General features: G+C 32.1%; 14 protein-coding genes. 9 read left to right on the forward strand and 5 right to left on the reverse strand.

The window, feature by feature from the left end; genetic code table 11:
• Window positions 1-49: 49 nt before the first annotated feature.
• Both AC0GLY_RS00470 and AC0GLY_RS00475 read left to right on the forward strand, forming a co-directional pair.
• The gene (locus AC0GLY_RS00470; RefSeq protein WP_496611618.1) at window positions 50-613 is read left to right on the forward strand and encodes an LOG family protein; all 564 of its coding nucleotides are present in this window, start codon (window positions 50-52) and stop codon (window positions 611-613) included.
• A gap of 310 nt (window positions 614-923) precedes the next feature.
• The gene (locus tag AC0GLY_RS00475; protein WP_496611619.1) at window positions 924-2,240 is read left to right on the forward strand and encodes an APC family permease; all 1,317 of its coding nucleotides are present in this window, start codon (window positions 924-926) and stop codon (window positions 2,238-2,240) included.
• A gap of 121 nt (window positions 2,241-2,361) precedes the next feature.
• On the opposite strand, the gene AC0GLY_RS00480 is transcribed toward AC0GLY_RS00475, so the two are convergent.
• Window positions 2,362-2,916, reverse strand: a complete 555-nt coding sequence (locus AC0GLY_RS00480; protein WP_496611620.1) for a DapH/DapD/GlmU-related protein — start codon at window positions 2,914-2,916, stop codon at window positions 2,362-2,364.
• Between the two features lie 242 nt (window positions 2,917-3,158).
• Here AC0GLY_RS00480 and AC0GLY_RS00485 point away from each other — a divergent pair, with 242 nt between their 5' ends.
• From AC0GLY_RS00485 to AC0GLY_RS00510, 6 genes are all read left to right on the forward strand, one after another.
• Complete coding sequence (locus AC0GLY_RS00485; RefSeq protein WP_496611621.1) at window positions 3,159-4,130, forward strand: GMP reductase; 972 nt, start codon at window positions 3,159-3,161, stop codon at window positions 4,128-4,130.
• 460 nt (window positions 4,131-4,590) lie between these two features.
• Window positions 4,591-5,922 carry a sugar MFS transporter gene (locus AC0GLY_RS00490; protein WP_496611623.1) on the forward strand — a complete coding sequence of 444 codons (1,332 nt, stop codon included), beginning with the start codon at window positions 4,591-4,593 and terminating at the stop codon, window positions 5,920-5,922.
• A gap of 36 nt (window positions 5,923-5,958) precedes the next feature.
• The gene (locus tag AC0GLY_RS00495; protein ID WP_496611624.1) at window positions 5,959-6,354 is read left to right on the forward strand and encodes a VOC family protein; all 396 of its coding nucleotides are present in this window, start codon (window positions 5,959-5,961) and stop codon (window positions 6,352-6,354) included.
• Between the two features lie 375 nt (window positions 6,355-6,729).
• Entirely contained in the window at window positions 6,730-7,743 is a 1,014-nt protein-coding gene (locus AC0GLY_RS00500) for a zinc-binding alcohol dehydrogenase family protein (RefSeq protein WP_496611626.1), read from the forward strand.
• 20 nt (window positions 7,744-7,763) lie between these two features.
• Window positions 7,764-8,132, forward strand: coding sequence for a carboxymuconolactone decarboxylase family protein (locus AC0GLY_RS00505; protein WP_496611627.1), 369 nt, complete (start codon window positions 7,764-7,766; stop codon window positions 8,130-8,132).
• Window positions 8,133-8,214: 82 nt separating this feature from the next.
• Complete coding sequence (locus AC0GLY_RS00510) at window positions 8,215-8,814, forward strand: nitroreductase family protein (protein ID WP_496611628.1); 600 nt, start codon at window positions 8,215-8,217, stop codon at window positions 8,812-8,814.
• A gap of 158 nt (window positions 8,815-8,972) precedes the next feature.
• On the opposite strand, the gene AC0GLY_RS00515 is transcribed toward AC0GLY_RS00510, so the two are convergent.
• The 3 genes from AC0GLY_RS00515 to AC0GLY_RS00525 all read right to left on the reverse strand — a co-directional run bounded on the left by AC0GLY_RS00515 (window position 8,973) and on the right by AC0GLY_RS00525 (window position 11,245).
• A complete protein-coding gene (locus AC0GLY_RS00515) occupies window positions 8,973-9,428 on the reverse strand; it encodes an LbetaH domain-containing protein (RefSeq protein ID WP_496611629.1) in 456 nt (151 codons plus the stop codon).
• Between the two features lie 302 nt (window positions 9,429-9,730).
• Window positions 9,731-10,885, reverse strand: coding sequence for an MFS transporter (locus AC0GLY_RS00520; protein ID WP_496611630.1), 1,155 nt, complete (start codon window positions 10,883-10,885; stop codon window positions 9,731-9,733).
• 69 nt (window positions 10,886-10,954) lie between these two features.
• Window positions 10,955-11,245, reverse strand: a complete 291-nt coding sequence (locus tag AC0GLY_RS00525; RefSeq protein WP_496611632.1) for an ArsR/SmtB family transcription factor — start codon at window positions 11,243-11,245, stop codon at window positions 10,955-10,957.
• Window positions 11,246-11,381: 136 nt separating this feature from the next.
• Between AC0GLY_RS00525 and AC0GLY_RS00530 the strand changes: the two genes are divergently transcribed.
• Window positions 11,382-12,614: an ATP-grasp domain-containing protein gene (locus tag AC0GLY_RS00530; protein ID WP_496612210.1), complete on the forward strand. Its 1,233-nt coding sequence runs from the start codon at window positions 11,382-11,384 to the stop codon at window positions 12,612-12,614.
• A gap of 180 nt (window positions 12,615-12,794) precedes the next feature.
• Here the strand turns inward: AC0GLY_RS00530 and AC0GLY_RS00535 are convergent, their stop codons facing one another.
• Window positions 12,795-14,123, reverse strand: coding sequence for an SLC45 family MFS transporter (locus AC0GLY_RS00535; protein ID WP_496611633.1), 1,329 nt, complete (start codon window positions 14,121-14,123; stop codon window positions 12,795-12,797).
• Window positions 14,124-14,132 lie beyond the last annotated feature (9 nt).

Here is a 14,132-nt window from a genome sequence, read left to right on the forward strand (position 1 = left end):
TATAACGAGATATTGATAATTAATGTAGTTAATTAAGGGGGATTTATTAATGAAAGCAATTGCAGTATATTGTGGAGCAGCCATGGGTAACAATCCAATTTATGAAGTTGCCACGATTAAATTAGCCAAATGGCTAGTAGAAAACGACTATGCCTTAGTTTATGGTGGCGGAAAATTTGGATTAATGGGAGTATTGGCGCAAACAGTTTTGCAAAATGGTGGTTCAGTTTATGGAGTGTTACCACAAGAATTAGCAGAACGTGGTACGGCATTAGATGGATTAACTGATTTGGAAGTCGTTGAAAATATGTCACTTCGTAAACGGCGGATGATTGAACTTTCCGACGCTTGTATCGCGCTTCCTGGTGGTCCAGGAACTTTGGAAGAAATTTCCGAAGCCTTTTCCTGGGCGCGAATTGGTGACAATGATAATCCTTGTATTTTGTACAGTGTTGCAGATTATTATCGTCCTTTAGAAAAAATGTATGATGAAATGACTGAGAAGGGTTTTTTAACGAAAGTAGATCGGGATAAGTTATTTTTCTCAGATTCACTTACTGAAATTGGAACCTTTATTGAGGGATACGTTCCACCTAAAATTAGAAAATATTAAAGATTGGTTAAAAAAGTATTGACGTTTTATAAAATCGCAGGTTATAATCAGACATATCAAAAACAGAAAGGAACATTATGATGAATTTTAAAATGATGAATCAACTTAACTCATCCTCTAGCTTTGCTTGGCATGCTGTATCTAAGCGAGGTTAGTTTGAGTTGCCTGGTTAGATGCATGAGTTTTCTAACTAGGTCATCATTAATATTCATGAATGTTTCGCCGAATATCTAAATGAATTTTAAGCCTAGTTAGTTAATGCTAACTAGGCCTTTTTATTACTTATTTTTTAAAGGGGGAGCTTTTAATTATGGAAGAGCAAAAATTGAAACGAAGTGTTGGACCGTTTACCGCCCTAGCTTTGGTAATGGGAACGGTAATTGGTGGAGGAGTATTTTTCAAGACAGCGAGTGTTGTTGAGGCAACTCATTCGGTTAGTTTGACTTTATTAGCTTGGGTTGTGGCTGGAATTTTAACTATTTGTGGGGGGTTGACGGTAGCTGAATTGGGAGCAGCGATTCCTGAAACTGGCGGAAGTGTTCAATACATGCGTCATACTTATGGACCTTTGAGTGGATTTTTGCTCGGTTGGGCCGAAATGTTAATCTACGTGCCCGCTAATATGGCTGCATTAGCAATCATTTTCTCTACTCAAGTAATCGTCTTACTGCACTTAAGTATGTCTTTAGTTATTCCAATTGCGATTGCCGTGGTGGTTATAATTACTGCTTTGAATAGTTTAGGCGCCAAAGTTGGGGGAATGGTTCAATCAACCACTTTAATTTTTAAACTGATTCCGATTTTTCTAATTGTGATTGTGGGATTATTGATGCCCGGCCACGTAGATGTGACGTTCTTCCCGATAGCTCCAACTGACCATGCCAATTTGTTAACGGCCTTTTCAGGTGGGTTGTTGGCCACGATGTTTGCTTATGAGGGTTGGATTAACATCGGTGATATTGCTGGAGAAATGAAGAGTCCCAAGAAAGACATTCCCAAAGCGGTTGTGTTTGGTTTAACTTTTATCATGATTATTTATGTATTGGTTAACTGGATTTTCTTAAAGAACATGCCTATTGACGCCATTGCTGGTAATACTAATACCGCTTCTCAAGTAGCTGGCAAATTATTCGGTGAATTTGGCGGGAAATTAGTTACAATTGGAATTTTAGTTTCAGTTTTTGGAACGATTAACGGTTATACAATGACGGGTGCCCGGATTCCCTATGCGCTAGCTAAAGATGATTTATTACCATTTAGTAAACAAATTAGCAAATTAAACAAAGCTGCGGCTCCCTATGTGGCTAGCCTATTCATTTTAGTAATTGCAATTATCATGATTATTTTAGGAAGTTTTGACATCTTAACGGATATGTTGGTGTTTGTAATGTGGATTTTTAATTGCTTAATGTTTTTAGCAGTTTTTATTTTAAGAAAACGGGAACCAAATTTGGAACGGCCTTATCGAGTCCTTTGGTATCCATTCGTTCCAATTGTGGCAATTGTTGGTGGATTATTTATTATTGTAACAACGTTAGTTAATCAAACTGGACTTGCCGCAGTTGGCCTAGTTATTACTTTACTAGGGATTCCAGTTTATTATTTACACAAAAAATTTGGTATTTAAACTTAATTTGTTAAAACTTATCTTGATACTCTATTAGGATAAGTTTTTTTGTTTTGAGAAAAGGGCTAAATAAAATACACCATAAGCTAATTTTTAGCTTATGGTGCATAAATGAATCATTTTATTTATTTGTGTGAATCGGTTTTGCAGGGTTACCAACTACAGTTGTATTGGCTGGTACATCTTTGGTAACAATTGCCCCAGCACCAACAATGGCGTTTTCACCAACAGTAACTCCAGGTAAGATAATTGCTCCAGTTCCAATCCAAGCATTTTTATGAATATGAACTGGTTTCATATGCATTAAGTCACGATTATCTTTATCGTGGTTAATTGTAACTAGGGAAACGCGGGGACCAATTAGTACATTTTCGTCTAAATAAATTCCGCCTGCGTCTTCAAAAAGGCAATCAGTATTAATTAATACTCCAGATTTTAAAAAGATGTGACGACCAAAGTCAGTATTTAAGGGGGGAAAAATCATAACATTTTCTGGCACTTTTTTACCCGTAATTTTTTCTAACAGTTGTTTTTGAATAGTTGGATCAGATTCATTATTAAATTTTATCAAGAGAGCGGCATTTTGATAATGAATATCAAAGATTTCTTTAGAAGCAGGGTCACGAAAGTTTATAGTACCACCATTTAGGGCTGTTTGTAATAAATCACTTGTCATATTAGTTACCACCTTATTTTTAATTTTTAATAATAATAACATTAATCACTTTTAGAGCCAATGAATTAATTTTAGATGGTAACGTCAGTTATTTGGTAAAGTTTCGTCAAGAGCAATTTTATTTACGAACTATATTAAAATATTCTTGATTTGTTGCAATTTTTCAGATAACATAAGAACAGTAATGCGAATAATATTAATATTTGAAACTTAAAAAGTTCGTTATGACTGGAGAAAAAAGCATGAAAGTTTTTGATTACGAAGATATCCAATTGATTCCTAACAAATGTATTGTTAACTCACGTAGTGAATGTAGTACCGAAATGAAATTTGGCGATCGAACCTTTAAATTACCGGTCGTTCCTGCCAATATGCAAACGGTTATTAATGAAGAATTAGCCATTTCACTTGCAAAAAATGGATATTTCTATGTAATGCACCGGTTTCAACCAGAAAAACGGCATGATTTTATTCGTTCCATGCACGATCATGGTCAATTTGCATCCATCAGTATTGGAGTAAAACCAGCTGAATACGATTTCATTGATGAATTAGTGGAATCTGGTGATCTTCCTGAATACGTAACCATCGATATTGCGCATGGATACTCTGATTCAGTGATTAAAATGATTAAGTACATTAAAGCAAAAGCTCCTTCAATTTTTTTGATTGCTGGAAACGTTGGAACTCCTGAAGCAGTCCGTGCTTTAGAAGATGCCGGTGCCGATGCTACTAAAGTTGGAATTGGACCTGGAAAGGCCTGTATCACTAAAATCAAAACTGGTTTTGGAACAGGCGGTTGGCAATTAGCGGCCATCAACGCTTGTTCAAAGGGTGCTCGAAAACCAATTATTGCTGATGGTGGGATTAGAACTGATGGTGATATCGCAAAGTCACTTCGTTTTGGGGCTTCAATGGTGATGATTGGTTCAATGTTTGCTGGACATCTTGAATCACCTGGTAAAAAAGTCGAAAAAGACGGAAAAGTATTTAAAGAATACTTCGGTTCCGCTTCACAGTACCAAAAAGGTGCTTATCACAATGTGGAAGGTAAAAAATTGCTTGTAACTTCTAAGGGAAGCATTTATGATACCCTTCAAGAAATGAAAGAAGATCTTCAATCATCAGTTTCTTACGCTGGTGGGAGAGATCTTTCCGCATTAAAGACTGTTGATTATGTAATTGTAAAAAATTCTATTTATAATGGCGATTAAACAAAACTGTTAATTAAATATTTTTCAAAGTAAAAGAACTATGATATAACTAGCTTCTACAAATAAATAGGACGAAAAATCTATTTTTGATTTTTCGTCCTATTTATTTGTAGAAATTTATCCAAACAAGTCCCTAATGAGACTATTTTTTTATATTTAATATCATTATCACAATTCCTGTTTCTTTTCGGACTTTATCAATTTCTCTACAATCAAAATTCAAAGAAGCTTTCATCTTTCCAAAAATTGGTTCACTTCTATTTTATGTTTGGCATAGATTTGACCTGTTTTAGGTAATGAAAGCAACTCACAAATCTTTATTTACATTTATTTGTCGAATCCTGCCATTCGGAGTTAAGGCATCTAAAATCGTTAAAATAAGTATGTCGTAATTGTTAAAAATGAAAATATATGTTAAACTTTTTTGAAAGCGCTTTCAAAAAGAAGGATAGGTGATTATATGAATAATAAAGTTAGTATTTTAAACATATTTAAATTTAGAGGGAAACAACTAGACAGTGGCTATTTAAATAAGACGCCAATACTTCAGTTCATTTTGGTGTCGCTATTGTTTCCAATGTGGGGAGCAGCACAAAGCTTAAACGATGTCTTGATTACCCAGTTTAGGGCAATCTTTCATCTAAGTTATTTTGCTTCTGCATATGTGCAGAGCGCCTTCTTTTTAGGTTATTTTTTGACGGCAATTCCTGCTTCATACTTAATTAAAAGAACATCATATAAATTTACAATCGTAATTGGTCTGATTCTTTATATCAGTGGCTGTGTTCTTTTTTTCCCCGCTTCTGAATCAGCAACTTATGGGTTCTTTCTTATAGCTTTATTCGTTCTAGCAACAGGATTGAGTTTTCTGGAAACATCGGCGGATACTTTTTCTTCATTACTTGGTCCAGAAAATAAAAGAACGTTAAGATTAAATATCTCCCAAACTTTTAATCCAATTGGTGCTGTAATTGGAATTTTACTTGGAAAATACTTAATATTTGGCAACGGCATTAGCCTTGCGGATAAACTCAAAGGAGTTTCTGCTGTTAAACAAGTTGCTATTGCAGAAGATGCATTGCACAGGACACTACTTCCATATCGCTACATGATCATGGTTTTGGTCGTATTGTTAGTTTTGTTTCTAATTGTCCAATTTCCTAAATGTAAGCCAACAGTTACAGAAAAGGTAGATCCGCTATGGAAAACAATTGTTTCATTGTTGAAAAACCATAAATTCACTTTTGGGATGCTTACTCAGTTTATGTATATGGGACTACAAGTTGGAGTATGGTCATTTACAATCCAACTTGCTTTAAACCTAAATCATTCGATCACATCAAGTGAGGCAGCTAATTTTGTTATTTACAGTTATATTGCCTTTTTCATTGGTAGATTATTGGCTGATCAATTAATGGAGAAGTTTAACCCACTAAAGGTTTTCTTAGTATTTGAAACCCTTGCATTAGCAGGCATAATCTTTATTGTTGTTGACCATAGCTTTATGAGTGTATACGCAGCCGTTTTAGTTTCTGGATTGATGGGTCCTGGATATGCTACAATCTATAGCACCTCTTTAGGATTCGTCAAAAATCCTCATGAAAGAGAAACAGCTGGGGCATTATTGGTCATGATGATTGTTGGCGGTGGGATTTGGCCCCTTGTTCAAGGATATGCAGCCGATTTGTTCCATTCAATGTCGCTTTCTTTTGGTGTCCAAATCATCACCTTAGGAGTAATGATTGCTTTTGCCATCTATAATTTAAAAAATCGCGTTTCACAGAATGACTAATGTATTTTAAAAAAATATAAAAAGGGAGACAAAATCATGAAAAAAATGGGCAACTTAATTACTGGAGTACAACACGTTGGCATACCTACAAAGGATTTAGAAAAAACAATTAATTATTATAAAGATTTAGGATTCACTGAAAAAGGTAAATTTAATAATGGAGCGGTTACAGTTGCTTTTATGGAATTTGGCAATTTAACTATTGAGACATGGGAAGGTGATCCAACTAATCCAGTCGATGGCGCTATAAATCATTTTGCACTTAACACGCCTGATATTGAGCAAGCATTTCAAGTTGCCAAAGAAATGAATTTAAATATTGACGATGACCAAGTTCAAGAAATATCCTCCTATTGGGATCATGGAATAAAATATTTTAATGTTTATGGACCAAACCATGAAAGAATTGAATTTTGTCAGATATTGAAATGATTTAATTAATAGTTTGACTTTTATTATCTTGGATTGAGAATTTATAAACTATCCAAAAAATAAGAGGTTGTCACATAACTAGCCTCTAAAAATAATATAGGACGAAAAATCTGATTTTGATTTTTCGTCCTATATTTATTTGTGAAAATTTATCAAAACAAATCCTTAACTAGACTAGTTTCTTATATGTAATGTCATCATCACAATCGTTGATTCTTTTTTAGATGTTTATTTCACATCCTCTTTTGTTTATTTTCATTTTCGATGTAACAAAAATTTCACTATTGTTGAATTTTAATTTCGGATTTACGATAGTCTTGAGTTAAAAATACAACTTAAGGAAATGTTCTATAAGAACAGATGGAGGAAATATTTATGAAAGCAATTGGATATAATAAACCAGTTTCAGATACTGGAGAAAACTTTTTTGAATTTGAGACTAACACGCCTAAGCCAACTGATCATGACTTATTGGTAAAGGTTAATGCCACTTCAGTTAATCCAGTAGATGTTGGGGTTAGAAATGGCTTAGATCGTTCATTAGAAAAGCCTAAAGTAATTGGTTGGGATGCAGTTGGAGTAGTAGAATCTGTTGGAGCTAGTGTTACTATGTTTAAACCTGGTGATCGAGTATTTTATGCAGGTTCATTTATTCGACCTGGAAGTGATAGCGAATATCAATTAATAGATGAAAGAATTGTTGGTAATGCTCCTAAAACATTAACTGATGCAGAAGCAGCAGCAATGCCTTTAACATCTTTGGCAGCATGGGAAGCTATGTTTGAACAATTAGAAATTAATCCAAACAATTATGCTGAAAATCAAAAACATACAATTCTAATTATTAATGGTGCTGGTGGTGTTGGTTCTATTGCTACTCAGTTAGCAAAATGGGCTGGGTTACATGTAATTGCAACTGCTGGAAGACCAGAAACTATCCAATGGGTAAAGGATCATGGTGCTGATGACGTAATTAATCATCATTATAATTTAGCTGATGAATTAAATAAGCTTGGTTATAAGTATGTTGATTATATTTTAGGATTAAAAGGAATTGATTCATATTGGCAATTGATGACTGAAATCATTAAGCCATTTGGAAGAATTGCTTCTATTACCGAAAATCAGGCTGGAATCGACTTACAACAATTAACTAAAAAGAGTGGTCACTTTGCTTGGGAATGGATGTTTACTAAGTCTTACTATCATGAAAATATGATTAGCCAACATAACATTCTTAATAAAGTTGCTGAATTATTAGATAATGGCACGATTAAGTCAACACTTACAAAAGAGTTAACTCCCATTAATGCAGCAAACTTAGAACAGGCTCATGAATTAGTTGCTTCAGGGAAGATGATTGGTAAGGTTGTTTTAACAAATAAATAGAATTGATTAGGAGCACAAAAATGGCAAATGATGATAGATTTAATAAAGGCAAAGAATCCCTTGCCAAAGTAGATTCTGAGGCAATGAAAAATCTTCAAGCTAGTCTAGGAGACGTTGCTCCAGATGTAGTTAAATATATAGTAGAATTTGTTTTTGGCGATATTTATACGCGATCTGGTTTGGACTTAAAGCAAAGAGAAACGGTTATTATGACTGCAGTATTGGCGCAATCTGAATTAGGCGAACTAGAAGCACACGTTAAGGAAGCGTTGAATGTTGGTTTGAAACAAAGCGAGATTATTGAGATTTTTATTCAAAGTATCCCTTATGTAGGTTTTCCTAAAGTAATGGATGCGATCGCAATTGCAAAAAAAGTTTTTCAAGCCTAAAAATTAAAGCTTTTTATTTATAATTATGTGATGTTGGTGATATACTTACTTAAAGTAACTAAAATATTTAAGGAGATTTATAATGGATTTTTATAATTTACAAAAGAAGCGTCGTTCAATTTATGCGTTAGGTGATAACAAAACGCATACAGATGAAGAAGTATATGATGTTATCAAAAAATCAGTACGGGAATCCCCTTCTCCATTCAATTCTCAATCAGTAAGAGCGGTGGTTTTATTTGGAGAAGCTAATAAAAAACTTTGGGATATTACATTAGATAAGCTTCATGAAGTTTCTAAAAGTGAAGCTGATTTTAAAGAAACTGCTGATAAAGTAGAAAATTCTTTTAAATCTGGATTTGGAACGGTGTTGCTATACACTGATACAAAAGTAGTTGATGATTTAAAAAATAATTTTCCTAGCTATGCTTCTAATTTTTATGATTGGTCAGAACAATCAATTGGTATCGCAGACTATTCAATTTGGGTTGCGTTAGCAGAAATGGGGATTGGTGCTTCTAATCAGCATTACAACCCACTAATTGATGAAGCAGTTGCAAAAGAGTTTAATATTCCTGATAGCTGGACTTTAAGAGCAGAAATGCCTTTTGGATCTATCGAAGCTCCTGCTGGAGAAAAAGAATATATGGAAGATGACAAACGTTTTAAAATGTTTAAATAAAATTAAATTACTTTAACTAAGTGCTTCATAAAAGTTAGATAAAAATCTAATTTTTATGGGGCATTTTTCATCACTAAATTTAAAAATATATCGATGTCATAAAATAACTCTTAAAGAGAATTTAAAATTATAGTTTATAAAGTAGTCATAGGATTGCTTTAATGCTTACCTTTTTTAATTATTTTAGCTGGATTACCAATTACAACTGAATTGGCTGGAACATTTTTTCTGACAACTGCACCTTCTCCAACAATTGCATTTTCGCCAACTGTTACACCTGGTAAAATAATTGCTCCAGCTCCAATCCCGGCATTTTTATGAAGATGAATTGCTTGGGTAAGAATTATATCTCGATATTCGGGTCTAAGATCATGATTAAGGGTAATAAAAGTAGCTCTTGGTCTCACTAAAACATTTTCATCTAGATAAATACCTCCCAAATCTACAAAAACACAGTCTGTATTGATAACTACACCAGATTTTAAGAAAATATGTCTACCAAAGTCACTATGTAAAGGTGCGAAAACTTTAATATTTTCTGGAAGTTTTTGGTCAGTTATTTTTTCTAAAAGCTTTTGTCTAACTTTATAGTTAGGTTCATTGTTAAACTCCATTAAAAGTGCTGTATTTTTTCTTGAATATCAAATAATTCTTTAAAAGTAGAGTCACAAAAATCAAGTGGTTCACTATTCTGATGTGAACCCATAAAGTTGGACACATATTTAGTTTTTCTAGGAGACAAGTTTTCGATATTGAATCGGAGACCTGCCTCCTAGTTTTGTTTTAATTTTTTGATTAGTATAATAATAACATTTTATTAAATAAATTAGTGTTGGTAATTGACTTTAAAAAGCAAAATACCTATCTAGCAGTATCGTTTTGTTAGATAGGTATTTTAATTTTGAATCAATAATGATTATACTTTTGTTTTTTTAAATAATCCTGATTTCCAATATAATCCTAAAGAAATTAACATTGTTAAAGCAGCAAAAATTGCAATTCCAGTAAATCCTAAGAATTCTTTAAATAAAATTCCACCAATAACGCCGGCAATTGTTTCACCAAAGTACATTGCTGCATTTGATAAAGAAGAAATGGTACTACGTTCATTAACAGTTGTGCTTTGTAATGTAGCCATAAAAATTGGGAAAATAAAACCGTTAAATAGAAAAATAATTGTGAAAATAATTTCTGATATTACAAACGTATGAATAAAAGCCAGAATAACATATAAAAAAATTAAAATTAAAATTTCAAATAAAAATGATTTTTGAATCCCCAACTTTTTTACGATTTTACTTCCAGTTAATGAACCAATTAAATTACCTGCTCCAATTGCAATCATTGCAGTACCTACATTGGTTAATGTAAGACCAAAGGATTTTGTGAACCAAGTAGAGATAAAGGAAATAGCAGTAAATGATCCCATTTGAAAAATAAAATAAGCAAATAAATAATTCGTGGATTTTTTATTCTTTAAAACATTTTCATAAGTTTCAAAGAAAGAAAATCTTTTTCTTTCACCAATTTCTAACTCGGGTAAAACAAAAACACTAAGAATTAATAAAATTAATGAAGCAACTGAAATAACGAAGAATGGAGTTTGCCAAGAAATCACAGCCAAATAGCTTCCAATTGGGATCCCAACTAATTGAGAAACAGATAAACCTGCAGTTGCATAGCCCATTACTTTTACAATGTCTTTTTTGTTTACTACAACTGGGATTGAAGCCCAAACTTGTGGTGTAACAAAAGATGCACTAATTCCAGCTAATAATCTGAAGGTAATCATTAAAGGGAAATTGAAAGCAAAACCACAAAGAAAAGTTGATATAGTAAAGCCTGCTAATCCCCAAGTTAGGACCTTTTTTCTATTTCTACCATCAGAAATAGGACCAGAAAATAATGCACATAAGGCATATCCAATAGCATATGCGCTTACTAGCCAGCCTGAGATTGAAGTAGATATACCATAATTTTTTGCTAATGTTGGCAATAATGGTGCTATTAAAAATGTATCAGTTCCAATTACAAACATAATTAGAAAAAACATAGACGAATAACGTCGCATAAGAGGCTCCTTTGTAAAATAGATTGTTTTATAACTATCGAACAATTATTTAAAATAAAAACCTTGTGATTACAAGGTTTTTAAAAATTCAGGTAAATATTTATTAAAAGTATTTATATTTAATTTAACATATTTGATTTGACCTTCTTTACGAGTACAAGTTAATCCAGCTTCTCGTAAAGTCTTAAAATGGTAAGAAACTGTGGATTTGTTAATATTTAAATTTTCACCTATTTCCCCACAATTTAATTCTTTTTTGTTTTTAAAAAGTTTCCTTACTATATTTAGTCTTGTTTCATCAGAAAGTGCTTTAAATATTTTTACTCTAATTTGATCTTCATTTAATTGTTCAATAGTCATAAAACAATCTTATGTTTTTTAAAAGTATATGTCAAATTATGACGAAAATCTTTACATAATGATATTACTTATTTTAATTGAAGGTAGACTAGGTATGAAATTAAGAATTGACTAGTCAGGAAGAAAGGATTTGAAAATGAATAAAGAAAAAATAGTTTTGTTAGTTGAACCGAGCTTTTACGGAGTTGTTTTTGCAAAAGCAGCAAAAAAACTTGGTTGTAAAGTTGTTAGTATTGTTCAAAATAAAGCAGATCCAATTAAGTATAACTATGAAAATGACTATGATGATTTATTAGTTGCTAATATCCATGAAGAAAAATCAATTATTAATGCTATTAATAATAGTAAATATAAAAATTTTGATGCAATTATTCCCTCAACGGATTATGTAACAACTGTCACAGCAAAAGTAGCAAAATATTTTAAAAAATTTGGAACTTCAGTTAAAACAGCGGTGAATGCTAGAAATAAAGATTTGGCTAGAAAAGAATTCAAAAAAAATGGAGTACCATCAGCAAAATATGCCGTTGTAAATAATTTGCAAGATGCCTTAAAAGAATCTGAAGAAATTGGATATCCAGTGATTTTAAAACCGACTAACGCTGCAAGTAGTTTAGATGTCTTTTTTATTAATAGTTCTAATGAACTAAAAAATAGATTTGAAGAACTAAAAAAGTTTAAAAAAAGTTATCTGGGTTTTAGAGTGAGACCAGAATTTATGATTGAAGAATTTTTAGATGGTCCTGAATTCAGTGTAGAGTTATTTTTATATAAAAATAAAATTGCTTTTGCAGAAGTTACGGAAAAACATACTACAAAACCGCCATATTTTAGTGAAATAATGCACGTATTTCCAACGTCAATTGATTTGAATCAAAAGAATTCCATTGTTAATGTGGCATTTGATGCTGCTAAATCCTTAGGTTTTACGAATGGTCCAACACATATTGAAATTAAGTTAACCAAAGAAGGGCCTAAAATTGTTGAAGTTAATGGAAGACCAGGTGGTGATAATATAACATCTGATTTAATACAAGATGCTTATGGAATTAATCTATTTGAGGAAACAATTAAATTATATTTAGGTGAAGATATAAAAATTCAAAAGCAAAAAAATAATTCAGCTTTAATTAGATATATTTTTGCCAAGAGCCATGGGGAACTTGCAGAAATCAAAAATACTAACGTACTTGAACATATTCCAGAAGTTAAAAAATTTGTAATTAATGCACATAAAGGTCTGAAAGTTAGGCCACCTGAAAATTCTGATGATCGGTTAGGCTATTTTATTTTATCAGGGAAAAATTCTAACGATTTGAAAAAACTTGCAAATGATTTATCTGATAAGTTAATAGTTTTGGTGAAATAGTCTTAGAATTAATAGGGATTCTTTCAGGAAAAAATTTTTTTAATATTAAATGATATGGTCACAAATTGTTTATAAATTTAGTAATATTTTTAGTAGTTAATCATAAAAAATGAACTTGAATTTTTAATTCAAGTTCATTTAATTTATAAAATATTGAATAATGGGTAGCTTAAAATATTATCAAGATTTTTCTGTGGAAACTCTCTGTACAAAGAATATTCCACAAAAAGCAACAATAGCTGCAACAATAAACATTGCTGGCATAGATTTACCAACTAATGGGAAAATTATAAAACTACAAATTGAAGCAGTAATTTGAGGAATACAAATACTAATATTAAATAATCCTAAATATGAACCTTGATGTTTTCCGCCTAAAGTATCACTTAAAATTGTAAATGGTATTGTATTCATAGTGACAAACATTATTCCTAAGAGTGAGTACGAAATAATTAATAACCATTTATTAGTAATGAAAAATACGGAAAGATACCCTAGGGACCCTAATAAAATTCCTAATTTATACATTAATTTTCTTTGTTCAGGTTTAGTTTTGGCAATAACTAATCCCCAACCAATTCCTACTAATGAGAAAATACCAAATAGTACACCGTACCAGTTACCGGCAGCTTGGTAGGCCGCAGTTGATGGATCTGTAACGTGGTATACATTTTTTGCAATTGCACCAGTACTGTATGTCCACATATATTGCATTGGGAACCAGCAGAAAAACTCAATTAATGATAATTGCCAAAATGATTTTGGTGCCTTTTTTAAAAGTTTAATAAAGCTTGGTGTGTTTTTATTTTCTTCAATTGATATACCATGATATTTTGCATATTTTTCTGGATTATATTCATGTACTGATAATACAGATAATAAAGTTGTTACTAATAGGATTGCTGCAGTAATATAGAATGACCAAATTACTGAATTAGGTAGAGATCCTTTTTTACCAACATTGGAAACGCCAACAAAAGTTAATATTGCAGGTAGCAATGTAGCTAAAATCCCACCAATACTGCTAAAATTTGATGACCATGACCAAGCAAAATTTTCCTGATCTTTATTAACCATATCACTAATAACCATTTTTAGTGGTTGCATTGAGGCATTAGTTGATAAATCCATAAATAGGATGGCAAAGGCTCCGAAAAGCATTGCTGCAGTTGAACCATAACCAAAGCCTAATGAACCAGAGTTTGGCAATAAAATTAACATTAGTGCTGCAAATGGGGCAGCAATCATTGTATATGGCATTCTTCTCCCAAATCTTGTCCATGTCATATCTGAATATTTTCCAATTAGTGGTTGTACGATCATTCCTACTAATGGGGGAAGAATAAAGAAATATCCTAATTTAGTAGGATCAGCTCCAATTGTTTGAAAAATCCTTCCCATTTGTGAGCTTTGTAATGAACCCGCCATATTAATTCCAAAGCATCCAAATGTTAATGCTAAGATTGTCCAACGTGATAAATTAGGCAAATGGTCCCTTTTATCATCCATAATTTTTCT

The organism is Fructilactobacillus sp. YLN 2507, from assembly GCF_059614085.1.